Below are 25,832 nucleotides of genomic sequence, written 5' to 3' on the forward strand. Positions count from 1 at the left end.
AGAAACTACAACAAAGCCAAGAAGAAAACACTCAGTTAGAAGAACAAATAAAAGAAAAAGAAAAATTACTAGAATTTCAGCAAGAAATATTAGGAGCTTGAAATAAAATAGATGATTATTTATCGAAAATGAAAGAAGAAGACATTGTTTCTATTGCAGAAGAAGAGAGCGATACTTCGTCGTATTCATCAGAACTAGAAGAGGAGATTGATATCAAAGAAAAGGCTAGTGTCGAGGAAGAAAATCCCCAGATTGTAAAACTAAAAGATACCAGTGAAAGATTAAAAGAACTGGCAAGGGTAGCTAATGAAATTAGTGAAAATAAAGAAAAATTAGCCGAAGTAAAAAAGAGGGTAATTTCTATTACTAATGAAAGTAAATTAGATAGAACAGAAGGAGAACCAGAACTTTTGGCTTTATCTGAACTTGAAAGTCAAGAAAGTGAAATTCAAGGTAGAGTAGACGATTTAGAAGGAGAAGAGAGTAAACTGGCAGAAAGTTTAGTAGAGTCAGATACTTCTGTTTCTCAATCTGAAATCAAAGAAAACCAAGATGCTAGTTGATTTAACTGAATTTATGAGGGAGGAAAAAAAGTTCTTAATGTGTCTGGCTCGGCTTTATGTAAAATTAAGGCTCATCCTTTCCGAGTTGCTACTGGTGTTTTAGGTGTTTATGGTCTTTATAGTAATTATGGATACCAACAATGTAGCACAAGTGTTTCAGAATTAAACTTTCAAATTACCAATTTAAAAGGAAAAGTAAGTTCATGTTTAGAGGAAAATGTTCAACTAAAATTTGAAAACGAAATTTCAAAGCAAAATTTCTCTGCTCCGAACTCCCGAGATAAAGATTATTTAGACGAATATATTCAGAAAATAATAACGAAGAATATCGCAGAAAGGGAAGCTCAAGAAAGAAATCAGTTGACTAATTCCACCACTACCGAGCAGGTAACTACTGGACCAATTCCAGAAGCTTCGACTGTAACCAAAACTGTTAATGTGCCAGCAACGGCTCCTACTTCCACCACTACCGAGCAGGTAACTACTGGACCAATTCCAGAAGCTTCGACTGTAACCAAAACTGTTAATGTGCCAGCAACGGCTCCTACTTCCACCACTACCGAGCATAAAAGGAGGGGTTGAGCGGCAGAAGCTATTAGTGGCTATGTAGCAGGAGCAATAGGATTAGGTTATTATCTTAGAAAAAATAAATTAGAAGACAAACAACAACAACAGCAACAAAAAGATAATTCGCAAATAAATGACAATGTTTACCCCGTTTGTTCTCATACTGATTACGAAAAAATTAAGTGAGAAAGGAACAATTGAGAAAAGCAATACCGAAAAGTTTGCCAAGAAAAAGAGGAAAGGGGACAGGAAATAATTGGTGAACTCAATTCAACTTTAAACCTAAACTTAAATAATCCTAACTTAGAGCAAGTAATCACCAAAATTCAAGAATTAATCAACAAACCCCCACAAACTATTTATCAAGAATTTAGCAATAGTGAATTAGAAGAGCAATTAAAAGCCAGCCAGCAAACTATCAATCACTTAGAAAAAGAATTAACTAACCAAACTACTCCTTTTGGAGAAGATTTAGCTGTAATTAAAAACTTAGAATTAGAAAGCTTAGAAGAATTGTTTAACCAATCAGTAGACAACACCATTAAACAACAAATCCAACAAGCTACTAGTTATCAGCAAGTAGTAAATGCCCGACAAGCCTTTATTCAAAAACAGTTAAGTAAGAAGCAAAATACTATTCAAGTAGTTGAACAACCTCAACAAGAATTAGCTCTCCCAGCAACACCAAATAAAGAAAGAATTATCTTGATTAGTTTATTAGCAGTTAGTTTAGTAAGCATAGGAGGATTGTTAGTGAAGTTGAGAGGAACTAGCAAAAAAGTATTAAAATAATATATATGAACCAAGTGAGCAAAAAAAATTTAACAATAAGCAATGCTAAAATATGTCTTAATCAAGGCAAAAGGTTAGGTTATAAAGTTTTAAGTAAAAAATTATCTTCTGACAACATTGAGAAAATTCTAAGCTATATCCAAAACTCCAAGAAAAAAATAAATTCCTATCAAAAGAAAATTGAGATGGGGACTTCAATTACTCAGGGTTTAGAAAAAGGTTCACCAGTTTTAAGCATGCTAGGAAAAACAGCAAGAGTCATCAATAATCGTTATGAAATTAGTGGTCTAGATAGTTTAGAGACTGTTGCTCATTTGTCTGATTATTCTAAAAAAAGACAATTGACTCATCGAGGAAAGCAGATGAATGAATTACTAAATAAACTTGACGCTAAACTAAATAAACTGGCTAAGTTTTTTCAACATATTAATGATATTAAACAGCAAGATATAAGAAAACAAGAGTGAGCTGATATAAATTGTCCAATGAACTTTATCGAAGTTGATGATGATTGAGTAGGAGAAATAGAATTAGATGATGTAGAATTAGAGTTAGGGCAAGAACAAGAAAAACGAGACAGCAAAATTAGTCAACAATGAGAAGAAATAAACAAAAAAGATTATCAACCTGAATTAACTATTAAAACTACTATTGGAACTTTTGATAAAGAAGAANGTGCCAGCCACGGCTCCTACTTCCACCACTACCGAGCAGGTAACTACTGGACCAATTCCAGAAGCTTCGACTGTAACCAAAACTGTTAATGTGCCAGCAACGGCTCCTACTTCCACCACTACCGAGCAGGTAACTACTGGACCAATTCCAGAAGCTTCGACTGTAACCAAAACTGTTAATGTGCCAGCAACGGCTCCTACTTCCACCACTACCGAGCATAAAAGGAGGGGTTGAGCGGCAGAAGCTATTAGTGGCTATGTAGCAGGAGCAATAGGATTAGGTTATTATCTTAGAAAAAATAAATTAGAAGACAAACAACAACAACAGCAACAAAAAGATAATTCGCAAATAAATGACAATGTTTACCCCGTTTGTTCTCATACTGATTACGAAAAAATTAAGTGAGAAAGGAACAATTGAGAAAAGCAATACCGAAAAGTTTGCCAAGAAAAAGAGGAAAGGGGACAGGAAATAATTGGTGAACTCAATTCAACTTTAAACCTAAACTTAAATAATCCTAACTTAGAGCAAGTAATCACCAAAATTCAAGAATTAATCAACAAACCCCCACAAACTATTTATCAAGAATTTAGCAATAGTGAATTAGAAGAGCAATTAAAAGCCAGCCAGCAAACTATCAATCACTTAGAAAAAGAATTAACTAACCAAACTACTCCTTTTGGAGAAGATTTAGCTGTAATTAAAAACTTAGAATTAGAAAGCTTAGAAGAATTGTTTAACCAATCAGTAGACAACACCATTAAACAACAAATCCAACAAGCTACTAGTTATCAGCAAGTAGTAAATGCCCGACAAGCCTTTATTCAAAAACAGTTAAGTAAGAAGCAAAATACTATTCAAGTAGTTGAACAACCTCAACAAGAATTAGCTCTCCCAGCAACACCAAATAAAGAAAGAATTATCTTGATTAGTTTATTAGCAGTTAGTTTAGTAAGCATAGGAGGATTGTTAGTGAAGTTGAGAGGAACTAGCAAAAAAGTATTAAAATAATATATATGAACCAAGTGAGCAAAAAAAATTTAACAATAAGCAATGCTAAAATATGTCTTAATCAAGGCAAAAGGTTAGGTTATAAAGTTTTAAGTAAAAAATTATCTTCTGACAACATTGAGAAAATTCTAAGCTATATCCAAAACTCCAAGAAAAAAATAAATTCCTATCAAAAGAAAATTGAGATGGGGACTTCAATTACTCAGGGTTTAGAAAAAGGTTCACCAGTTTTAAGCATGCTAGGAAAAACAGCAAGAGTCATCAATAATCGTTATGAAATTAGTGGTCTAGATAGTTTAGAGACTGTTGCTCATTTGTCTGATTATTCTAAAAAAAGACAATTGACTCATCGAGGAAAGCAGATGAATGAATTACTAAATAAACTTGACGCTAAACTAAATAAACTGGCTAAGTTTTTTCAACATATTAATGATATTAAACAGCAAGATATAAGAAAACAAGAGTGAGCTGATATAAATTGTCCAATGAACTTTATCGAAGTTGATGATGATTGAGTAGGAGAAATAGAATTAGATGATGTAGAATTAGAGTTAGGGCAAGAACAAGAAAAACGAGACAGCAAAATTAGTCAACAATGAGAAGAAATAAACAAAAAAGATTATCAACCTGAATTAACTATTAAAACTACTATTGGAACTTTTGATAAAGAAGAAACACTACGAGAGAATTTAGCGGATGCTTTGATAGATAGTGAATGAAAACCAATTATTGATGTTTCTCTCGAAGAAGAATGAACTGATTGAGGAGAATTAGCACGACAATCTTCTTCTAATCATTCAGATAGCACATTTTTAAAGTATGCTAAAAAGGGTCAAAAAGTTTTCCAAGCTGTGGATGAAAAAGTTAATTATTTCACCGAAGAGGTTAATGCTATTAAAGAATTAATAAGAGAGGTAGAAAACCAACTTGGCTATTCTCTTTACAAGAAAGGATTGAGTAAATTACATTTAGACGATGAAAAGTTGATTAATAGGTTGGAAAATCTAGTTAAGCAAATTGATAAAGTTAATGATAAGGTTAATTTAGCTAATTCTTATGTCAAAAAAGGTAGAAGTTTTGTTAATAAATTTGCTAACAAATTAGAACGTCAAGCTGAATATCAAGAGTTAAATAATAATCCTTATGCTTTTCGAGACAAAGAGGAAACGTTAGTTTTTGAAGAAGAAATTGTAGAAGCAAAGCAAGTTTGTCAAGTTCAAGAACAAAATAAAAGTTGATTTAGTAAGCTTTGGAAGAAATAATTATTTAATAATATTTTCATCTATATGTCTAAAAATATATATTATGACATTGCAAAAATTTATAGAAAAAAATTATGACCAAGATACTGCTAAGAAAATTGATATTAGTGTTCAATTAGCAAAGAAGCCAGAAACAGAAAGTTTATTTAACGAATTAAAAGATATAGAAGGTGGAAGATTAGATTTGAGTGCTTATTCTCATTTAGAACAATTAAGGATTAATTCTAGTCATTTAAAAAGCTCTTTAACCGAGTTAGTTTTAAGTAATAATCCTGAACTACGTTTGTTGCTAGTGGCAAAAAGTCCTGGATTAATTAAACTAGACCTTTCAGGGTGTTCACAATTAGAAAGTTATAAGGTGAAAGTCAACAATTATCCTGATTTATTTACTGTTCGATTTAGTTCACCGATTGAACTCATATTGCCTGGTGAAGAAGTAAGTGAAAGCGAAGTGATTGTTAACTCAGAAACAGAAGCGAGAGTAGTAGAAGTTCCTCCTAGATTTAAGTGTAATATTTCATAATAAAAGCAATGACGAAAACTAATCATAAAAGAACCAAACCCTGAGGACTAAAAGTCCATGAAAACTTTTTTTGAAAAGTCAAACAAACTGCTCTTAAAGAAAGATGCGAAGTAGTGGAATTAGTAGAAAGAGTATTAAGTGATTATATGGAACATAAAAATCAACACACACACACACACACACACACACACACACTAAATTTGAAAGGAGAAAAACATTAATTTATGCCTGAGCATACCAAACCAAAAGCAACTAATTCCGACATAAGAGAGAGAGAGAGAACAATTTTTACCGAAACCAATAATTTAAGTAAAAATAAAAGTGATTACTCTCCTAAATTCACACCCAAAAGTGATTATGGCTATGGTAATTATTATGGATATAATGAAAATTCAACAACTAACGAACAAAAAATAAAAAAACAAATAAAAACAATTGTTAACAACGCCATCAAAAAAATTAAAGAAAAATGAGCAAAAGTTTATTGGTTTTACCAAACTAGCCAAGAACAAATTTTAGGAAATAATTGAGAAAAAAAGTTAGGTAAGTTTACCAAAGACAAGTTTATTAAAAAAACCATTAAAAACAAGTTGCGATTTAATAATGCTTTTCAAGCAATAAAAGACGAAATTAATCTTATTTGCGATAGTTTAACAAAGAAAATTGATAAGGAAGAAACTCGACAAGAAAAGCAAAGGGACGAATTAGATAATTTGCTAAATTACAAGCCAGAAGATTCAGAAATGTCAAGTGAAGACATTATTGAAGCATGACAACTTATAACTGACAATTTGGAACATTGACAAAAAAAAGCAAACATTAACGAAGAATATAAGAAGAAAATAAATGACAGATTAGAGGAAATTAATGGTTTAATTGAAAACTGAAAAAAGACATGAGAAAGACTGATTAACGAAGATTCAGACCAAGCAGAAAAAGCAAAAATAGAAGAAATTGACAACTCCCAACAAGAGGAAAGAAACGAAAAATCAATATCTAAAATTCCTAATCCTAATTATCACTTAAAAAATAATTTAGCAAAATGAATTCTTAGAGTTTTAGTTGTTCAGAATGCCATTAATTCAACTGACAGTCGGGTTCAAACTCGGGGCATGCGTCAAGCCATGGAACTTTGCCCGTCGCTTTGACAATTTGTAAATTCTAATAGCCGAGAGCCAATTATAACTCGCTCCATGAGTATAGCCTTTAAAGAGGTTCCAGGTCTTTTGGGATATCTAAATTCTTTTCGTCAAGGGTTAGATGCCTCCCAAGTTATCGCTAGCCATTCCCAAAACATAGTTCCTAGCATTATGGAAACTGCTGCTCAATTTGTCGACCCGATAAGCAATAGTTTTTCACCCAGCCCGAAAGAATGGCTAATTCCCGCAAGCGTTGCCGCTGGTGAATATTCGCTTGAAACTCTAACTTCCAATCTTCCCCCAAAAGACCAAAGTAAGCATTCGCTCGAAACTTTAATATCTCCTCATTTAAGCGACCAAAAAGCCCAAGAGGATTATAAAAAAGGACTAACTTGAAAGAAACACGCTGACAAAAAAGAAAAAGCAGAAAATAAAATTATAAATGAAATTATTACTGCCCAAAAATTAACTAGTCAAGATATTACTCAACAAGTTAGCGACTTGGAAATAAAAACCAATTTGGAAAAAGAATTGGGAACAATTATTAACGAGAACCAAACCTGGCAAGACTGAGTAAAGGATAGTGATTATTCATTGACAAAAAGCCAAAAAATAGGAAAAATTTGCCGAATAATAGGGGAAATTCGTCAAGATAAAATTAGTAATCAACAAACTCTATCGCTTAATAAGACCGGAAAGCAAGCCCTAAGAGAAGTTAAAAAATCTTTGATTAATAACGGACTTTCATTAGATAAAGTTAATGACATAATTAATACTCTAACCAAAGGCAGTAGAAAAGATTTAAAAAATCTTTGACGAGATATCCACCCTGATAAATCTAAAATTAATGGATTAGGTGAAGCCCGAGCCACCGAAATATTTAAAATTGTTCGGGAATTTCACGAGCAGCATATTCAACAAAAACAAGAGACTTCTGTTGCCCAAAAATTTGTTGAAATAGTTCCAGGAGCTTTGTTAATGTATTATCTAAATGGCAAAACTAAAAATAAAAACCAACAAGATAATAATTCAGAAGCAGAATTAGAAGAAAACCAACCAATCACTATTGAATTTCAAGTAAAATCAGTAAAAATAGACCCTTTTGAAGGAGAAAATACTATTACCTACGAAATTTATCCTACCCAAGACCAAGATTTAGAAGTTAACCATCTTCAATTTAATATAATTAATGAATTACCTAGTTTTGGGGAAAAGTTGAGCATAAGGAACTTACAAAAAGATTTTGTTTATAAATTAAAAGTAGATAAAAGTTCATTAACTTATAATGATTTATGAAAAACCTTAACCATTGATTTTGATGAAGATGAGGGGGGTCATGAAATAGAATTGATAACACAAGAAACAATTTTAGAAGTTGAAGACGAAATTGAGGGAAATTCAGCAGATTATTCTGAAAGTGAAGAAAGTGTGATTAATATTAGGGATTTCGAATCAGATGAAGAAATTTTATCAGGCTCAGAAACAGAAAACGATGAAAACATTGTTTTGAGAGAAGATTCTGGTTATTTTTCAGATTGAGACGTTGATACTCCTACTAATTCTGTTTTCATTAATATTGACAAAAAAAGTAACGAAAGAAAAGAAATTTATAGTGAAGACGAAACTAGTGATTCCGAAAGTGAAATAAATATCACTTTAACCCAGTTAACAACAGAACAACAACGCTTAAAAAACCAGAATCAAGAAGACTTTTCAGATAATGAAAGTGAAGCGTGAGAAGACGCCCAAGAAGAAACAGAAGAGCCACAAGAAATATTTTACGACGCTTTGGAAGAGCAAAACAACCAAGAAAACCAACAAATCCGACCCGAAGAAGTAATTATAAATATCCAACCAGAAGAAAATAATGAAAATCCCATTAACTCCCAACCTAGTTATTTCTCACAAGCAATTAACAAAGGAAAAAAACTAGCAGATACTTCTCTCAATTATGCTTGGAAAGTAGCCAAATGAGCGGAAAGAAACCCAAAAACAGCCACTAGTTTATTTTTCCTTGGAAGTGCTTATTTAATTAATCAATATCAACAAAATTCAACTAATATTGATTCTAGTCAACTTAATGATGGCAAACTGTATGAAGAGATTAATCTCGCTTTGGATAGATACGATAAACTAGTTAAAGAATTAGGAGAAATTAACATAGATTCTCAACCAGACAATTTTACTAATTTTCCCTTTTGTCCTATTTCAAATAATTCCTGAAAAGCAAATTGAAATCAAAACAATTATCAGCTCGTAGATTTACCAGAATTAGAGAAAAATTATACTACTTCCCAACCTGAACTAAAAGAAAATACAGAGACCTCAAACACAATTGAAACTGCTCCCAATGACATAAATGAACCGCAGTTAATAATTGTTAAAACAAATCAAAACACACCTATTAATGCTTCCTTTGAAAGCCCACCAATTAACCCTCCTCAGGAGCCTGATTACTTAAAAAAATTAAATAAGATTTGGAGAAAACTAACTAAGCAATGACACCCTGATAAAAATAATGACCCCCAAGCCGAAGAAATATTTAAAGCAGTGGCTAACTATTATGAAGAAAATAAATTAAGAATAGAAGAGTATCCGCAATTTAAATATTTAAATAACGCCCTCGTAGAACGTTTGGCTAGTTTATTAAACTCTAATAGTACCGAAATACTAGAAAAATTAAAAAAAATAGGCTTAACTAACGACCAAAATCAACAACATTATAGAGAAAAAAATCCCAAAGCAAAACCTCGGAAAAATCAACAATATCGTGGACGAAATACCAATTATGAAGAGTGAAAACATCCAACTAAATCGCAAGGAGAAGAAAGAGAAGGATTGACTCCCAATGATTACCATTATGAAGGAAACTCGGAAAAAAGCCAACAAGCCGCTTTTTTTCAATATTTAAAACTCTTCGCTACATTCCTAATGATAGACAAAGTACTATTTAGCGATGAGTTAGAAATTACTGAAAAACAATTGATAGCCATCTCTCATATCGAGCAATATTGAGAACTTAAAGCCAATTCTGAGGGAAAGATTAATGAAAAGAGTTGTGAAGAAATTTTGGGAGCCGGCTGAAAAGAACAAATTAAAGCCCGAACTACCGGAAAAGAAATTGCTAAAATTATTGAAAAACTAAAAACTTTAATCGACCAAGCCAAAGCCGCCGAAGCAGCAACTCAGCAAGAAAGTTTTAACCATGAAGCCGAAGAGGATAATCAACAAGAAGAACAAGCCGAGCAAGAAAGGCAAAGGCAAGAACAAGCCGAAAGCGAAAGAAGAGAACAAGAAAGACAAGAACAAGAAGCCAAACGTTTGGCCCGAGAAAGAACTGAACGAGAAAGGAGCAGGCAAAATGAATATACTCCAAACAGCAACTTCTCTGCTTCTTCTGAGTCAACAAATTCTTACTCTTCTCATACTACCGAAGAAAAAACCACTAATCAAACTGAAAATACCAGTCAAAACAGTTCCAGTTTTACAGCCAATAATGGCACTGCTTACCCTACTAGTTCCGAAACTACTACTACTTTTTCGGCTCCCGGTGGTGGTAATTATTCCGATGGGGGAACAGTTACAACCGAAAACTTTATGGCTCCCAAGTCTCCAGTAGAAATTATTCAAAACATTTTAAATCAAGCCCAAAAAGCCATTGAAAGACAACAAATTCCTCCATTAGAAACTGCTGAAAAGAAAATCACTGCCCTTTTTGAAGAAAAAAACCTAGCCAAAAAACAAGTTTATTACCAATATCAAATCCAATTAGAGGAAAAACTAACCCAAGTTATTCAAACTAAAACTATCCAAGAAATCCAACTTAATCACTTAGATATTGCCCGACAAATTGAAGAAAATATTGAACCGCAAAAAATCCAAAATAGAGAATGAAAAGAAGTGATTGAAAATACTCCTATTGAGAAAATTCCTGAACTTAAAAAAGAAATCCAAAATGATATTTTATGGCAAACTAGAAAAGCAGTAATCAACCATTTAAATAGTTTACTTGGCTCTGAATTAAAAGTTTATGATTTAGATAGTTCATTTTCTGGATTTCACCAAGAAGTTTATCAAAAACCTCTGGCTGAGTTAGAAACTTATCAACAACAAGTAGCAGCTCATATTGCCGAGAAAAAAGCCCTTCAAAATGCTAATTTAAATAATACTTCTTTTGCTACGCAACAAAAAACTAGTGAATGAAAAACTATTCTCCCTGTCACTTGTGGAATAGTGGGCACCGCAGTCGGAATTGGGGCTTTGTATTATTGATTAAATGGTAAACCAAGTCAGATCAGCAAAGCCCAAATTATTTCACCCCCTCAACAAATTAAAGCCTTGATTAATCAATTTTTTACTAATTTAAAAAAACTTCAAACTCTTGGCTATTCAGCCGAACTTAGCCAAACTATTCAAGAGAATTTACAACAAATTCAATCTTTAACTGAACAATGAATAAGCACAAAAAAAGGTCAATTTGATGAAAAACAATGAAATAGTTTTCAGAATAGGTATCAAGAGTATTGTGAAAAATAGAAATACCGAATAACCCGCTAGAAAAAAAAAAAAACGGTAAATATAATAAACCCCAAAAAAAAAACTCCCTTTGAGAACAACAAAAGGTGGGCAATAAAAAACTTTTCACTAATCCTTTAAGCCAAGATTCAAAAGCTCTTTTCCGTTTTGGTGATTTAATTATTACTTTTTCTTATTAGCAACTTTACCAAAGAAATCTTTACTAACTTTAAAACTAATGCGATTAGTTAGTTTAGAATTTTTCACTAAATTTTGTTTTTTCTTTTGGCAATCTTTACAATTTCTAGTGTCTCGCACTAAATAATGATATTGCCTTTGTTTATGATTTAGTAAATGATAGTTGCTATTTCCAAGCCATTAATCAGTCATTTTGTCAGTTAACCATTAAAGGACCCATAGAACGCAACAGAGAAATCATTGGCACTTGATTTCAAGTTAACCATTTAACTAATCACTGAATTTCTTTTCGTCGAAGTATATTTAATGCTAATAAACGAGAAGCATTTTATAAATGTATTAGCGACGAGCAAATAACTTTCTATCGCCGTTTATCGTCTGCTAGTTGCTTTGCTCTAAACAAACTCGCTTCTTTCGGTTTTCTTAGTTTTTAATTTGTTTGTTTCTTTTTACATTTTGCATTCTAACAATTAATCCTCCAATAGTTATTAAACTTCCAATTAAAGCAACTTTTAAAATTATGTCTTCATTTTTTGGTGATGGAATTAATTCTTGCTTAGGCTGATTAACTACTGATAAAGTATTTTGTTTTTGGCTTAATTTCTCTTGAATAAAGGCTTGTCGGGCATTAACTACTTGTTGGTAATTAGCGGCTTGTTGAATTTGCTCTTGATAGTAATTATTTACTTGACCAAATAACTCTGTTAAACTGGTTAATTCAAGGTTTTTAATAACTTGTAAGTCTTCTCCAAAAGGAGTTTGCTCTTCTTTTAGTTCTTTTTCTAATTTAGTGATGGTTTGATTGGCTATTTCTAATTCATTTTCTCAATTTCCTTTATACTCAATATTAGTAGTTGGTGGTTTATTAATTAACTCACGAATAGTTTCAATTACTTGCTCTACGTTAGCATTTTCATCTAAATTAATTAATTCTAAATCAGTAATTAACTTTTGGATAATTTGTGTCTCTTTGTTGTGAATATCTTTTTCCAAGGAAGAAACAATTATTTTTAGTTCTTGATTTTTTTGTTTAATTTCTTGGTAATCATGATGGAGACAAACAGAAACAGGACAAATATGATTATTTAATTGAGTTTTTGCTTGTTCGGCTTGGCCTCGGTAATTATCCCTTTCTGTTCTAGTTTGGTGATGATTTTGTTGCTCGTTTCTTAATTGTTCTTCAATTTCATCAATAGTATCAATTTTTCCTAATTTTTCTTTTTTATCACCCAGTTTAATTAAATATCATGCTGCTCCAATTTCTCCGGCAGTTCTTATTCAATTAAGTATTTTGTAATCACGGTTAGTTTTTTGTTCAGTTTTAAGAATATTTTCTAATTCGTTAATTTTATTTGTATTGCTGTTTTCTGCCTCTAAAGTTTGGCTAACCGTGTTGTGAACTGGTGCTGGAGTGACCGTGCTAGTGTGGGTAATGGTTTCTGCCTCTAAAGTTTGGCTAACCGTGTTGTGAACTGGTGCTGGAGTGACCGTGCTAGTGTGGGTACTGGTTTCTGCCTCTAAAGTTTGGCTAACCGTGTTGTGAACTGGTGCTGGAGTGACCGTGCTAGTGTGGGTAATGGTTTCTGCCTCTAAAGTTTGGCTAACCGTGTTGTGAACTGGTGCTGGAGTGACCGTGCTAGTGTGGGTAATGGTTTCTGCCTCTAAAGTCTGGCTAACCGTGTTGTGAACTGGTGCTGGAGTGACCGTGCTAGTGTGGGTAATGGTTTCTGCCTCTAAAGTTTGGCTAACCGTGTTGTGAACTGGTGCTGGAGTGACCGTGCTTGTGTGGGTAATGGTTTCTGCCTCTAAAGTTTGGCTAACCGTGTTGTGAACTGGTGCTGGAGTGACCGTGCTAGTGTGGGTAATGGTTTCTGCCTCTAAAGTTTGGCTAACCGTGTTGTGAACTGGTGCTGGAGTGACCGTGCTAGTGTGGGTAATGGTTTCTGGCACCAGGTTCTCATGCGTTAGTTTCCCTAAATTTAAATAGTAAGTAGAATTTTCCTTAATTGTTTTGTTAGCAAAATCAAAATAAAAAGTTTGAGTAGTATTATGCGTGCTATTTATTGGAAGTTCAAATGAAATATTGAAATAGTAAGGAGGAGTTGAATTATTAGGATTATTAAATGGATTGGTAAAATTATTTACTAAATTCTCGTTAAAGTTTACTTGATTAGAGGGCAGATTAACCGAATTTAAATAAGGATAAGCTTGATAACCAGCATAAGCAGAACCACCGCTTAATGCTAAAAATCCCAGTGCTTTTAAGGTTTTGCCATCAGTATTAACCAGGTAACTTTTAACTTGTCTTGAAGTTTCATTAAGCATTTTTCCTACTTGTTGAGCCTGATTTTTTATTTTTTCTCAATAACTCATTTGGTTTTGTTGGTCTAAGCGTTTTATTGCTATTGAAGCTAAAATTGATGCTTCTCCTCTTATTATTTCTTTAGCATGATTTATTACAGTATTATTATTTTTCTCTTCTGTTTCTTTTTCTTTACTTAGTAAACTATTGACAGTGTTCTCAATATATTCGTGGCTAAGTTCAGTTGTTTTAGGCAAATTCTCTCCTTCTTGTTCTTCTTCGGAAGCATCAAAAAATTGTTCATTTTCCTCATAATTCTCTAATAATTCTTCCAAGTTTTTTATATCTTTTTCTCTTAAATTGGCTGCTTTGTGATAGATTTGAATATCATTTTTTAGTTCTTGGTTTTCTTTAATTGCTTCGTTTCTTTTATCTTCCGCAACAGTTTTTTCTCCAACTAATTCATTTTGAACGGCTTCTTGTTGTTTGATTGTTGTTTCTTTTTCTTTAATTATCTCTTTAAGAGTAGTGGTGTTAGCCATTAAAGATGAAGTCGTTTTTTGTTCGTTGATTAAGTCTTTTACTGTTTGTTCTTTGGCATTATTAGCATTTGTCAAATTAGTTTTAGTTTTATTATGTTCTTCTTGTTCGGCAGTTAGTTTACTTTCCAATACTACCTTTTCATTTTTCGCTTGAGTTAATTCGGCTTCTTTTTTTTTAAAATCGTTTTTTAAATTATCTATTTGTATTTGTTTGGCTAATCGCTGATCAATAACATAGTTTAAATCACGGTGAATGCCTTCATATGCTTTTTGTTTTTTATCTCTTTCATCTTGGGCTTCTCTAAGTTCTTTTCTTTTATTGTTTAGTTGACCAGTCAAGGAAGTAATTTTCGTATTTTGTTCATTAATTTTTCTCCCTAGTTCAGATAACTCATTATTGCGTAAAATTAATTGGTCTTGGACTTCTTTATGGTCGTTTTGCTTGTTAGTTAACTGCTCGTTTAAGGAAGTAATTGTGCTAGTTAATTCGTTAAGTTGTCTTTCTAAACTTGCTTTTTCTGATTTTATTTCAGCCAATTCTGCTCTCACTACTGCTAATTCTCTTTGGTCGGCTAATAATTTATCCAAATATTCATCCTCAATATTCCCTAATTTACCTTTAATGCGATTTATTTCGTTTTGGGCTTTTTCTAAATTATCATCACAAACATTCAAACTATTTTTAACGGTTCTTAATTTCCTTTGTAAATTTTGTGTTATCTCCTGCAAAGTTTTCTTACTTACTTCAATAGTTATTTCTTCTTTTTTAGGTTTTTTCTTGCCAGTTTCGGATTTTTGGTCGCCCTCTCCTAATTGGTGAACCAAATCATCAATAAATTCTTTTCATTCGTTTTGTTGTTGTTCGGCTTTCTCTTTTTGCTCTTTAATTTGCTGTTGAAAAGTAATAATTGTTTGCTCTTTTTCCGCTACTTGGTTGGCTAAATCTGCTTTTTGGTTCTCAATTTCCTCCTTATAACTTTGGGAAGTTTCTGATAAACTTTTTACTTGGTTTTCCAAGCCTGTTTTTGCTTTTTCTAATTCCTCTTTTTCAATTATAATTCGTTTAATTTCTGACCCTAATTCTCCCTTGGTTGTATCATGGTTAGTTTTTTCCGTAATTAATTTATTTTTCGCTTCCTTTTTAGCAGCAATAGCAAGAGTATAGTTGTTTATTTGTTCTTGTAGTGCTTTTTCCGTTGCGGTTTTCGCTTCATTAGCCTCGTTCAGTTGTGTTTCTAAACCATTTTTAGTCTCCGTAATTCCTTCAATTTGGGCGGTCAATCCTCCATTTCTCTCAATCTCATTATTTAATTCTGTATTCAAATGTTCTTTATCACCCTCCAATTTTCCAATTGTTAATTTGTTTTCTTCTAATTTGGCTTTATTAGCGGTTAATTTCTCATTTAAGTCTTTATTTCTTTCCTCATGTTCGGCTTCATTAAAACAAACAACCTTATTTTTTTCTAGTTCGTATTTTTCTTTTTCTCTATTTATTTTAAATTCAACTTCTTGTTCCTTTTCTTTATCCTTATTTCTAATAATTTCATTTAACCTTGCTATTTCGGCTTCTCTATTTATTTGGCTTGTCCTATAATTTTGATTTACCTCATCCAATTCTCTTCCTAGTCTATTAATAGTATCTGAATTTTTATTAATAACTTCCTGACGATTAGCACTAGTAGTTTCCAAATCATTAATTACAACTTGGGCGGCATTTAATTGCTCATTAAGTTCGCGATTTTCTTTGGTTAAATCTTCCGCCAAACCTGCTTTCCCTTTGCCTTTATCAAGGTTTTTATTTTCTAATTCATGTCGCAATCCTTCTAATTCCTTCTTCAATTCATTAACTATGCCTTTTTGCAAATTACAATTTTTATGCCTTTCATTTTCAGGTTTGTTATATCGCTTGTTATATTTTTCCTCTAAATCTTTTTTTTCTTTTTCTAAAAGTTCATAATCTACTCTTAAATCGTTGCTTTCAAACTCTAAATCTCCTACTAATATTCTTAATTTTATTAATTCATTAATTTGTTTACTAATTAATTCAGTCTGTCTATCTATAAGTTTTTGTTGGTCTTCAATTATTTCCTGCGGACTTTTTTGTTGGTTCTCATTTTGTCCTATATTACTCGCCAAAAATTCGTTCGGTGTGATTTCAAAAGCATTTGTCGCTTCGTTCCTCATTTCCGCCAGTTTTTGTCGGTTATTTTCAAATCGCTCATTAAAATTAGCATCTGCTTGGCTAGGTGTTCGGCTCATGGTATTCGGAGTAGTAAAATTACTTTCACGAGAATTTATTACTTTGTCAAACAATGATATTGCTTTATGATAAGAAGAAGAAGAAGAAGAAGAAGAACTTATAGTTCTCTCTCGGAAAGAAGGAGTCGGAGAAAGGAAATTATTTTTCTCTCTCTCTTTGGCGAGCTTTTTGTCAAATAGTTGATTTCACAATCTTTCTCTTTCACTCTCTGTTTCGAGTAATTGTCCTCTAACCATCAATAATTCATCACTAGTCCTCTCTGACTCATTAAATACTTCCTGATTTTGCTTTTTTAATTCCTCTATCTCCTCAGACTTTTCCAAAAGTTCTTCACTATTTTTTAAAATTATTTTTTCCTTAATATCTACTTTTCTTTTCAGTTCAGTAATCTTTTTCTCTAAATCTTCAAAGTCAGTCAGAGAAGGAAAAAAAATATTATTAGTTTCATTAATAGGACTTTCGTAGGCAGGAGTTTGTGGATTAAGACTTGTATCACTTTCATTACTGGAAAAACTGAAAAGGGTTTCTTGGGTTCTATTCCTATTGACTTGGTGAGTTGATTGTTGAGAATTTCTTCTATTAATTAGTTGATTAGGAAAAGAAGGTTTTTTTTGGAAAGAAGTAGAATTACTTTCGCTATTATCACTGCTAAGGTTTATTACCCTAGAACTTTTTTTGTTTTCTCTTTTTTCTTGAACTTTACCAAGAACATTTTTATCTTTTTTTCCAAAAAATGCGAAAAATTTAGGTCTTTTTGACTTAGAAGCATTTGTTTTTTCTCCTTTTGCGGAAGTATTTTCTTTTTCGGAAACATCAACCTCGACATCAAATTTGTTATTAATTTGTGGTTGTTCCTCACTCCCTGATGAATCGCTTCTAGTTCTTATATTATGGTTATTTTTCAAACTTCTATATTTATTTTCTAACTCTTTATAATCTTTTACTGATAATTCTTTGCGAGTAGTTTTTCCATTATCATCAGTTGTTTCATAAAATAAATCGGTTCTTTCTCGCTGATGTTCTAACTCATTTTTGGTTCTCTGTAATTCATTTTCTAACTCGTTAATTTTACCATTTAATTTTTTTGCTCTTAGTTCGAAATTATGATTTGATAATGTAAGTCACCCATTTTCAGCAGAAATTTTTTGATGCTCTTTTTCAAGTTTAGAAAAAGCATTTTCCAACCTATCAATTTCCTTTTTTAATTCTCCATTATCCTTTCTTAGTTTATCGTTATTATTTTTGAAATTAGTAAAAGTTTTTTTATTTTCTACCTTTTCTTCATTCCAATCCTTATCATTTTTGGCAATAGTTTCATTTAATTTGTTAATTTGTCTTTGTTTATCACCATTATCTCACTTTAATTTATTATTTTCAGTTTTAAGTGTGTCATTTTTCCCTCTTTCTAATTCTCAATCTTTATATAAATTGTCATATTTTTCTTGGTCTACTATTTTTCCAGCAGTTGCTAATTTTTCCTCCTCATCTAACTTCTCTTTAAGGACATTTATTTCGGCTTCTAATTCGGCGTTTTTTTTAGTAATGTCAACCCAAACTAGTGATGCTAAATTTAATTTTTCTCTTAAATCGTTAATTTCATTTTCATTGAAAATCACTACTTTATTGTCATAGTTTTCTTTTTTTTCAGGGTCGGATAAAGTGTTATAAGCATCATTAATTTTTTTGAACTTTTCTTCGGTCTCCTTATTTCCTTGATTTTTATCAGGGTGTCATTTTAAAGCTAATTTCTGATAGGCTCTTTTAATTTCTTCTTGGGTCGCATTTTCATCTATTCCTAGTATTTGGTAATAATTTTCTTCTCCACCAAAAAACTGTAAATCTAATTTAAAAAAACTTTGAACTGGGAGGCTTACCGTTGGCTTCTCGGTTTCAGGNGTAATTCATTTTCTAACTCGTTAATTTTACCATTTAATTTTTTTGCTCTTAGTTCGAAATTATGATTTGATAATGTAAGTCACCCATTTTCAGCAGAAATTTTTTGATGCTCTTTTTCAAGTTTAGAAAAAGCATTTTCCAACCTATCAATTTCCTTTTTTAATTCTCCATTATCCTTTCTTAGTTTATCGTTATTATTTTTGAAATTAGTAAAAGTTTTTTTATTTTCTACCTTTTCTTCATTCCAATCCTTATCATTTTTGGCAATAGTTTCATTTAATTTGTTAATTTGTCTTTGTTTATCACCATTATCTCACTTTAATTTATTATTTTCAGTTTTAAGTGTGTCATTTTTCCCTCTTTCTAATTCTCAATCTTTATATAAATTGTCATATTTTTCTTGGTCTACTATTTTTCCAGCAGTTGCTAATTTTTCCTCCTCATCTAACTTCTCTTTAAGGACATTTATTTCGGCTTCTAATTCGGCGTTTTTTTTAGTAATGTCAACCCAAACTAGTGATGCTAAATTTAATTTTTCTCTTAAATCGTTAATTTCATTTTCATTGAAAATCACTACTTTATTGTCATAGTTTTCTTTTTTTTCAGGGTCGGATAAAGTGTTATAAGCATCATTAATTTTTTTGAACTTTTCTTCGGTCTCCTTATTTCCTTGATTTTTATCAGGGTGTCATTTTAAAGCTAATTTCTGATAGGCTCTTTTAATTTCTTCTTGGGTCGCATTTTCATCTATTCCTAGTATTTGGTAATAATTTTCTTCTCCACCAAAAAACTGTAAATCTAATTTAAAAAAACTTTGAACTGGGAGGCTTACCGTTGGCTTCTCGGTTTCAGGCTTCTCGTGGGAGGTTTGAACTTGCTCTCTCTCTCTCTCTCTCTCTCTCTCTCTCTCTTTGCCAGTATGTGTGTATATTTGTGTGTGCCGTTTAGGTTATCACTTTTTATAATTTCTTTTATTTCATTCATAATACAATTTTCTATATAACTATTTTGCTATATACATTATTTTAGTATCAACAATTTTATATCACCTCATTTATTCACAAAAATATAATTATATGATACAAGATAAAAAAAAACCTCTCCAACCCCTTACTGTTAATTGTTTTCATTGTCATACGAAAGAAATAACTGTTAACTATGTTTTCTCTTCTGGTCGTTATAGTCGCAAAAATAATTGAGGCTACTGAACTGAAAATGAGGAGTATGAAAATAAATGGATTTGTGATGATTGTTTGGTTAAGCTTTATCGTAGCCATAAATGAGAATTCCGTCGCTTAATTCATACCAAAAAAAAACAAGCTCTATTTAGACAATATATTATGAAAGGTATCATTGATGGTCAAGCTGAGGCAGTGTTCATAACTAATGTTAGCATCCCTGCTAGATTAGCAAAAAAAAAAAAAACAAAATAAAATTGGAAAGAAAATATAAATTTCAATATTTGGTTTAGCAGTTTTAGCCACTGGCTACTGACTTGGCAAGAAAAAAAGCTCGCCAAAACTCACCACTAATTAACAAAGTTAATTAAAATTCGTCGCAAACAGTTATTTTTAACCAAAAAACCATTATGTAAGACTGCTAAAAAGGTTAACATCCATCCAATTAAAAGTGAATTGCTAACGCCATGATTTTACGAGTATTTTTTGTTATGATTTAGATTTTTGCGTGAATTTGCTTGTTTTTTCTGTGTTCTATTAAAAATTAATAGTAAGTAATATTTTCCGTTAGGAGGAGTATATTTTTATTTTTAATAATTATGCTTCCTAATTGTCAACTTTTAACCAGAATTTCCCAGCAAATTTTAAACATTCCTAATCAACGCAAAGAAAGCAAGCGTAAAGAACATTATTGTTTGTTTTTACTAGGTAAAGAAGCAGGCTTGCGAGTATCAGAAGCAGTGAATTTCGACTTATCAAGTAAAACGCAAAAAGGCTTGTATCATATCAAAACCAAAGGCAAAAAAGAGCGAATTGTTTACATTCCCAAGAAAATTATCAAGGAACTAAAAGCAAATAATTGAAAACCCAACCACACCAATCGTTTTAACTTTTATCATTTCCTACGCAAAATCAAAAGAGAAGCAAACTTGCCTGCTAATGCTGAGTTAACTCCCCATACTTTAAGGAGAAGTTTTGCCACTTATCACGCTGAAAACGGAGTGCCGTTACCATTATTACAAAAACTTTTAGGACATAAAAGCATTAGAACTACCGCTTTATATTGACGAAATATCTATAATGATGATGACGACACCGCCGATGTTTTGACCGGTAAATTCTGGTTAGAAAAACCTAAAAATTCCCAGCCTGAACCCGAGGAAATTAAAATTGTCTTGGATAAGTCACCCGAACCATTAACGCCAAATTTGCCATTACTTAACATGCTATAAACGGAGCATTTAAGCAAAATTCACCAACTAGAAAACCAATTAACCCAAATCCACCGAGAAACAAAGTTGTTGGAAGCTCAAAATAACAACTTAAAAGTAGAGAACAGCGATTTACGCCATGATTTATCAGAATTAAGCAAACAGAATGCTATTTTATACCAAGAAAAGCATCAAATTCAGCAAAAATTAACTACTGCTAAGGAAACTATTAGCCAACTAACCCAAGATTTAGCCAGCGAACAAGAAAAAAGAAACACAAACAAAGCCAATTTAATCCATGAAAAGCAAGTTAACAGTAATCTGCACCAACAATTACGCAATGAGCGAGAAACCAACACCAATTTAACCCAAAAAATCCATGCTTACGAACAAAACCTCGCAAGTCTCCAAAATGCTTATCAAAACGCAATAAAAGATAAACAATTAGCCGAAAATCAACTAAGCCACCTCCTCACTGAAATCAAAAAAGCCGCCCAGCAGTTCCAGCACTGGCAAAAACTCAACTATTACCAACAACTAGAAAGAGAACACCAAACATTAGAAGCAAAGATTATTCACCCACCACCATGAAAGAAAAATTAACTAACTGCTTTTATTGCCAAAACTTAAAAAACCTGCTCTTGGTTAGCAAAGGAAAATGTGCTTTTTGTGGTGTTTTTAATAACCCTCTCTACTTAATTGCTTATCAGTCTCAACCCACCTTTTTCTGCTGTGGCTGTGCTTGATGGCAGTTTCCTCATAGTGAAGCCGAAAAACAAGCAGAAAACCAATGATACCAAGCAAGGAAAAGTAAAAAATAAACATATGAACAATCAAGCCAAATTTCCTCCTACTCACCCTGGCAAAATACTAGAAAGACGTTTTTTTCAGCCTCGTAATTTAACCACCGAAAAAGTAAGCCAAGATACTAATTTGCCGCTTTATCAACTCCAAGATTTAATTGAGGGTAAAAGCCGAATTGATGCTGACATTGCTTATCGTCTCGGGCTATACTTCCAAGTTGACCCCGAAGGATTTTTAAATCTCCAACAAATTTATGATTTTGCCATTTGAAAAGACCGCCAAGCAGAAATAGTGAAAAAACAAGTTCATCCTTACCATAAAACCCAAGAAACTCGCTTTAAAACTGCTTAAATGACTGCCAAAAAACTATTTAAAGATAAAGACACTGAAAAGGTTTGAAACCGGATTTTTGTAAAAAAATGAAGCCCTTCCTTACAAAAAAAAGCGTGAGAGGAAATGACTACTCTTTTTGCTTTTGCAGCTAATTTAAACCAATTAAAAACCATCTTTGGCACTGATTTAGAAAAATTAAAAGGTCGTCGTCAAGGTCAGCATAGCATTCGTGTTAACGACCAATTTCGCCTATGCTTTATTTGAGAAACTGGCAAAGTTTATCAAGTGGAGTTAGTTGATTATCATAAGGAAAGAAAATAAGAAAAGTCAAGCAAAGAGTTTTTGCTTATTTTTTATCCCAGTAACCTCTTTTCTGATATTCACTAAATAAATACTTCTTTCTAGTAGGCATGTTTTCTAAATAGTTGGCCAAGCATTCTCCACATAAAACTTTTTGTGGAATATTTAAGCCTCAAAAAGCAGGATTATTGCGGTTTTTAATGGTTCCATGCTTACCGGCTCCTTTTATTCTTTTTTCGCATTTTTCGCAGTAAGTATAACCATAATTATCATAGTCATAATAAGGGGTTCGGGGTTTGTTGCTTTCTTTACACTGACATTTTTTTATTTTTTCTTCCTTTTCCTGTAAAGAGCTAGTAAAAAGTTCGTGTAATTCTTGGGCTTCTTCTGCTAAACAAGCACAATTGCTTAAATGTTGCTTATCTTTAAGCCATTTTGTCGCACACCGATAATTAACGGGCAAATAACCATATTTATCCAATCACTCGGTTAATTCTATTTTCCAGTGCTTTCTATACCATTTTTGTTGTCCTTCCCAGCTTAATGCTCCGCTTGCTCCCCCAGTTTTTTCATATAGGAATTTTAATTTGCAGCAAATTTCTCAATAGTTAAGTCAATTCTTTTNAAAAAATGAAGCCCTTCCTTACAAAAAAAAGCGTGAGAGGAAATGACTACTCTTTTTGCTTTTGCAGCTAATTTAAACCAATTAAAAACCATCTTTGGCACTGATTTAGAAAAATTAAAAGGTCGTCGTCAAGGTCAGCATAGCATTCGTGTTAACGACCAATTTCGCCTATGCTTTATTTGAGAAACTGGCAAAGTTTATCAAGTGGAGTTAGTTGATTATCATAAGGAAAGAAAATAAGAAAAGTCAAGCAAAGAGTTTTTGCTTATTTTTTATCCCAGTAACCTCTTTTCTGATATTCACTAAATAAATACTTCTTTCTAGTAGGCATGTTTTCTAAATAGTTGGCCAAGCATTCTCCACATAAAACTTTTTGTGGAATATTTAAGCCTCAAAAAGCAGGATTATTGCGGTTTTTAATGGTTCCATGCTTACCGGCTCCTTTTATTCTTTTTTCGCATTTTTCGCAGTAAGTATAACCATAATTATCATAGTCATAATAAGGGGTTCGGGGTTTGTTGCTTTCTTTACACTGACATTTTTTTATTTTTTCTTCCTTTTCCTGTAAAGAGCTAGTAAAAAGTTCGTGTAATTCTTGGGCTTCTTCTGCTAAACAAGCACAATTGCTTAAATGTTGCTTATCTTTAAGCCATTTTGTCGCACACCGATAATTAACGGGCAAATAACCATATTTATCCAATCACTCGGTTAATTCTATTTTCCAGTGCTTTCTATACCATTTTTGTTGTCCTTCCCAGCTTAATGCTCCGCTTGCTCCCCCAGTTTTTTCATATAGGAATTTTAATTTGCAGCAAATTTCTCAATAGTTAAGTCAATTCTTTTGATATCTATTTTATATTTAGGCAAAACATTATGGAGTTTAATCACACCAACAAATTCTTCCTTATCAAGACAAATCAGAGAACAAAGTTTACAAAAATCTAGATACTTAACCGCTTCAAAAGGAACTATAACTAAACGATTAGTGTTAACGAAAGAACGGTGATATATCTTTCTATTTAAACAAAAAGCGAACGTTTAAGGATTTCAAACTGAGTAATAAAAGTATTGTAGTGGGTTCGATTAGAAGTAATGGGAAAGAAAATTAATGACTTATCCTTTTCGTTTACTTCTTTCAATAAGTAAGGGCGATGTTTAGTTAGGTTATCAGTTCCATCGTTATAATTAGTTCGAAATCAAACAACTTGGTTAGGATGATATAAGGGAACAGCCATATTAGTTAGTTTTAATTTATATTCATTATGGGTGCATCTTGGTAAAATTCCACTTCTCTAACAATGTGGCTTAATAAATCACGATAAAATTTTTTGTTTTCTTCGTTAATTATCATTCTATCATCATCGTTTTCTCTTTGTCAAGTTTGTTTTCAGGATATATCATCGTGAGAAAAAATTTCTAATTGCTCATTTTGATAATTTTTAAAGTAATGATAAATTTTGCTGATGAAAGATTTCTTTTTTGGATTTAATTGAATTTCTTCGGGTTTAAGCATTTGTCGATACAAATTAAAAAAACCTTTGTAAATAGGATAAACAATGGCTCCTCTTTTATAGGCTCGTAAATCTTCAAAAAAAAGAGGTTCTCTGTATTTAGCATAATGAAGCATTTGGCAAATATGAAGCATTTTGTTAATTCGAAAATTTCCTTGGGTAGGTTCAACTTCGTCTTCTTCTACTGAAATTAATTTATTGTCAGAGAAATATTCCCTCTCTGGGTCGTAAGACAACAATAATTTAGCTACTTCAACAGCTGAAACAAGTTGGTTCATAATAGTTATTTTTACCGTTGACAATTTTTCTATACATATGTTTTCTTATCTTTTAGTATATTCCTACTTCGTGTAGGAAATACTTAAAAAGAGGTTTATAAATAGTTAATAGAAAAAATTAAAGTATTAAAAACAAGAAATTTTTCCGTAAAAATATTGTTTTTCTGTTGCCATTATAGAGATTTTTAAGTTTCTTTTCTTAAATCAACCCCCTACTCTTATACTTTCTTCACCTCCCCTTATATTTACCTAACAATAACTGCTGAAATTCCCCATTTTCCCGCAAGCATTTATTACAAATCAACTTTTCCTCACCAACTTTATCAGTTCAAAAGCGTATTTGGTTGCGGTTTTTAACTCCTTTATCTTTTTGCTTACCAACTATCACTCCTTCACAAAAACTACACCAAGCAAAATAATTCTTGCTCGCGGTTTTCTTACTTCTCTGATAACTCAGCCCACTCTTAATTACTTGGTCGGTGATTTTCTTTTGCTGTTTTTTAGTCAAACGCTTCTTTTTCCAACCGCACCACAAGCAATTCACCGGCAATTGCTCATAAGCCGCCTTTCCCGGCTTATTCTCTAAACGATAAATCAAACACTTATGACACCGGGGACACAGCCACAAGTTAACTTCTCTATGTGCTAACTCACAGTTCTGTTTACAATAATAGCATAAGTTCAGTTTCGTTGGTCAGCCGCGTTCTTGCCAAAGTTTTTGATAACGAGGGGTTTCTGGGGGTTTTAGGTTCCAAAGTGAACTCACTGGCACCAATCTAATTTCTGGTGAACTGCATCACTGACAAGTAGGAGTTTTGAAATGTTTCTTTCCTACTCTTTTTAAAGGAGATTTATTTATCTCTTTTGAATTAAAAATACTCCTCTCTAACAAATTATCACCTTTGCTTTTCATAGAGATATTTTTAATATCTGTCCGTCTATTGTCTCATTTAAAAAAAAGTAGCAAAAAAAATTTTCCTTCAAAAACCCTATTTTGCCCCATTTAATAAGGAAAATTAAAGGATTTTCCCTATTTAATACTTAAAACCTGTGCTTTGGATACAAAAAAGCACAGGCAAAAAAAGGAAAAAACAGCATCACTTATTAAAAATTTTAAGCCTCAATCATTATTATTTTTTTTTTATTAAGCCCGGAGGGCTTTTTGGACTGTGAAACAGTCCAAGTTATATAAAAATTAAGGCTGAATGTGCGGCGAAAATAGGAGAAAAAGAGTGAAAAACGCAACTTTTTTGTAATATTTACGCCGAATTGGAAGCCCCGAAGGGAATTGACGACCGAAGGGAGTCAACCCGAGGGGCGACAACGGCGGGTTTGAGGAGGGGGAAG

22 protein-coding genes and 1 pseudogene are annotated in these 25,832 nt (G+C 32.2%); 13 read left to right on the forward strand and 10 right to left on the reverse strand.

Translation table 4 applies throughout. The annotated features are described in order from the left end of the window. The 5 genes from GvMRE_RS13775 to GvMRE_RS08535 form a co-directional block, all read left to right on the forward strand. Nucleotides 1-1,922: hypothetical protein (locus GvMRE_RS13775; RefSeq protein ID WP_216361638.1), on the forward strand; the 1,922-nt coding region annotated here is incomplete at its 5' end. A gap of 1,691 nt (nucleotides 1,923-3,613) precedes the next feature. Then, entirely contained in the window at nucleotides 3,614-4,870 is a 1,257-nt protein-coding gene (locus GvMRE_RS08520; RefSeq protein ID WP_147410775.1) for a hypothetical protein, read from the forward strand. Nucleotides 4,871-4,913: 43 nt separating this feature from the next. Beyond that, nucleotides 4,914-5,393: a hypothetical protein gene (locus GvMRE_RS08525; protein ID WP_147410681.1), complete on the forward strand. Its 480-nt coding sequence runs from the start codon at nucleotides 4,914-4,916 to the stop codon at nucleotides 5,391-5,393. 8 nt (nucleotides 5,394-5,401) lie between these two features. Further along, nucleotides 5,402-5,614: a hypothetical protein gene (locus GvMRE_RS08530; RefSeq protein WP_147410776.1), complete on the forward strand. Its 213-nt coding sequence runs from the start codon at nucleotides 5,402-5,404 to the stop codon at nucleotides 5,612-5,614. 3 nt (nucleotides 5,615-5,617) lie between these two features. Further along, a complete protein-coding gene (locus GvMRE_RS08535; protein ID WP_147410777.1) occupies nucleotides 5,618-11,068 on the forward strand; it encodes a J domain-containing protein in 5,451 nt (1,816 codons plus the stop codon). Nucleotides 11,069-11,230: 162 nt separating this feature from the next. On the opposite strand, the gene GvMRE_RS14410 is transcribed toward GvMRE_RS08535, so the two are convergent. The 5 genes and pseudogenes from GvMRE_RS14410 to GvMRE_RS13780 all read right to left on the reverse strand — a co-directional run bounded on the left by GvMRE_RS14410 (nucleotide 11,231) and on the right by GvMRE_RS13780 (nucleotide 19,229). Then, the gene (locus GvMRE_RS14410; protein WP_281267968.1) at nucleotides 11,231-11,365 is read right to left on the reverse strand and encodes a hypothetical protein; all 135 of its coding nucleotides are present in this window, start codon (nucleotides 11,363-11,365) and stop codon (nucleotides 11,231-11,233) included. A 303-nt stretch (nucleotides 11,366-11,668) separates the two neighbouring features. Beyond that, nucleotides 11,669-17,965 carry a hypothetical protein gene (locus tag GvMRE_RS08540; RefSeq protein ID WP_245939640.1) on the reverse strand — a complete coding sequence of 2,099 codons (6,297 nt, stop codon included), beginning with the start codon at nucleotides 17,963-17,965 and terminating at the stop codon, nucleotides 11,669-11,671. A 21-nt stretch (nucleotides 17,966-17,986) separates the two neighbouring features. Continuing rightward, nucleotides 17,987-18,250: pseudogene (locus GvMRE_RS14480) on the reverse strand (J domain-containing protein); the annotation flags it as partial. Continuing rightward, nucleotides 18,220-19,047, reverse strand: coding sequence for a DnaJ domain-containing protein (locus tag GvMRE_RS14535; RefSeq protein WP_425451143.1), 828 nt, complete (start codon nucleotides 19,045-19,047; stop codon nucleotides 18,220-18,222). The pseudogene GvMRE_RS14480 and the gene GvMRE_RS14535, both read right to left, overlap by 31 nt. 26 nt (nucleotides 19,048-19,073) lie before the next feature. Further along, nucleotides 19,074-19,229: a hypothetical protein gene (locus GvMRE_RS13780; RefSeq protein WP_172575338.1), complete on the reverse strand. Its 156-nt coding sequence runs from the start codon at nucleotides 19,227-19,229 to the stop codon at nucleotides 19,074-19,076. 92 nt (nucleotides 19,230-19,321) lie between these two features. Between GvMRE_RS13780 and GvMRE_RS08550 the strand changes: the two genes are divergently transcribed. The 6 genes from GvMRE_RS08550 to GvMRE_RS08575 all read left to right on the forward strand — a co-directional run bounded on the left by GvMRE_RS08550 (nucleotide 19,322) and on the right by GvMRE_RS08575 (nucleotide 22,092). After that, nucleotides 19,322-19,678, forward strand: a complete 357-nt coding sequence (locus GvMRE_RS08550; RefSeq protein WP_147410778.1) for a hypothetical protein — start codon at nucleotides 19,322-19,324, stop codon at nucleotides 19,676-19,678. A gap of 344 nt (nucleotides 19,679-20,022) precedes the next feature. Beyond that, nucleotides 20,023-20,655, forward strand: coding sequence for a tyrosine-type recombinase/integrase (locus GvMRE_RS08555; RefSeq protein WP_147410779.1), 633 nt, complete (start codon nucleotides 20,023-20,025; stop codon nucleotides 20,653-20,655). 69 nt (nucleotides 20,656-20,724) lie between these two features. Then, a complete protein-coding gene (locus GvMRE_RS08560; protein WP_147410780.1) occupies nucleotides 20,725-21,237 on the forward strand; it encodes a hypothetical protein in 513 nt (170 codons plus the stop codon). Beyond that, nucleotides 21,222-21,455, forward strand: coding sequence for a hypothetical protein (locus tag GvMRE_RS08565; RefSeq protein ID WP_147410781.1), 234 nt, complete (start codon nucleotides 21,222-21,224; stop codon nucleotides 21,453-21,455). Before GvMRE_RS08560 ends, GvMRE_RS08565 begins: the two co-directional genes overlap by 16 nt. Before the next feature lie 4 nt (nucleotides 21,456-21,459). Then, the gene (locus GvMRE_RS08570; RefSeq protein ID WP_147410782.1) at nucleotides 21,460-21,789 is read left to right on the forward strand and encodes a HigA family addiction module antitoxin; all 330 of its coding nucleotides are present in this window, start codon (nucleotides 21,460-21,462) and stop codon (nucleotides 21,787-21,789) included. After that, on the forward strand, nucleotides 21,790-22,092 hold the full coding sequence (locus GvMRE_RS08575) for a type II toxin-antitoxin system RelE/ParE family toxin (protein WP_245939641.1): 303 nt from the start codon (nucleotides 21,790-21,792) through the stop codon (nucleotides 22,090-22,092). A gap of 25 nt (nucleotides 22,093-22,117) precedes the next feature. On the opposite strand, the gene GvMRE_RS08580 is transcribed toward GvMRE_RS08575, so the two are convergent. After that, nucleotides 22,118-22,552 carry a hypothetical protein gene (locus GvMRE_RS08580; RefSeq protein WP_147410783.1) on the reverse strand — a complete coding sequence of 145 codons (435 nt, stop codon included), beginning with the start codon at nucleotides 22,550-22,552 and terminating at the stop codon, nucleotides 22,118-22,120. Between the two features lie 186 nt (nucleotides 22,553-22,738). Here GvMRE_RS08580 and GvMRE_RS08585 point away from each other — a divergent pair, with 186 nt between their 5' ends. After that, the gene (locus GvMRE_RS08585; RefSeq protein WP_147410784.1) at nucleotides 22,739-22,936 is read left to right on the forward strand and encodes a type II toxin-antitoxin system RelE/ParE family toxin; all 198 of its coding nucleotides are present in this window, start codon (nucleotides 22,739-22,741) and stop codon (nucleotides 22,934-22,936) included. Between the two features lie 25 nt (nucleotides 22,937-22,961). Here GvMRE_RS08585 and GvMRE_RS08590 read toward each other — a convergent pair whose 3' ends face one another. From GvMRE_RS08590 to GvMRE_RS08605, 4 genes are all read right to left on the reverse strand, one after another. Next, nucleotides 22,962-23,396 (reverse strand): hypothetical protein, encoded by a 435-nt coding sequence (locus GvMRE_RS08590; protein WP_147410783.1) that lies wholly within the window; start codon nucleotides 23,394-23,396, stop codon nucleotides 22,962-22,964. A 319-nt stretch (nucleotides 23,397-23,715) separates the two neighbouring features. Next, a complete protein-coding gene (locus GvMRE_RS08595; protein WP_147410785.1) occupies nucleotides 23,716-23,931 on the reverse strand; it encodes a hypothetical protein in 216 nt (71 codons plus the stop codon). Nucleotides 23,932-23,942: 11 nt separating this feature from the next. Continuing rightward, nucleotides 23,943-24,485: a type II toxin-antitoxin system antitoxin SocA domain-containing protein gene (locus tag GvMRE_RS08600; protein ID WP_147410786.1), complete on the reverse strand. Its 543-nt coding sequence runs from the start codon at nucleotides 24,483-24,485 to the stop codon at nucleotides 23,943-23,945. Nucleotides 24,486-24,684: 199 nt separating this feature from the next. Then, the gene (locus GvMRE_RS08605) at nucleotides 24,685-25,398 is read right to left on the reverse strand and encodes a hypothetical protein (RefSeq protein WP_147410787.1); all 714 of its coding nucleotides are present in this window, start codon (nucleotides 25,396-25,398) and stop codon (nucleotides 24,685-24,687) included. Nucleotides 25,399-25,535: 137 nt separating this feature from the next. Between GvMRE_RS08605 and GvMRE_RS13785 the strand changes: the two genes are divergently transcribed. Next, nucleotides 25,536-25,832: hypothetical protein (locus GvMRE_RS13785; RefSeq protein WP_172575339.1), on the forward strand; the 297-nt coding region annotated here is incomplete at its 3' end.

This window comes from endosymbiont GvMRE of Glomus versiforme (assembly GCF_003546845.1).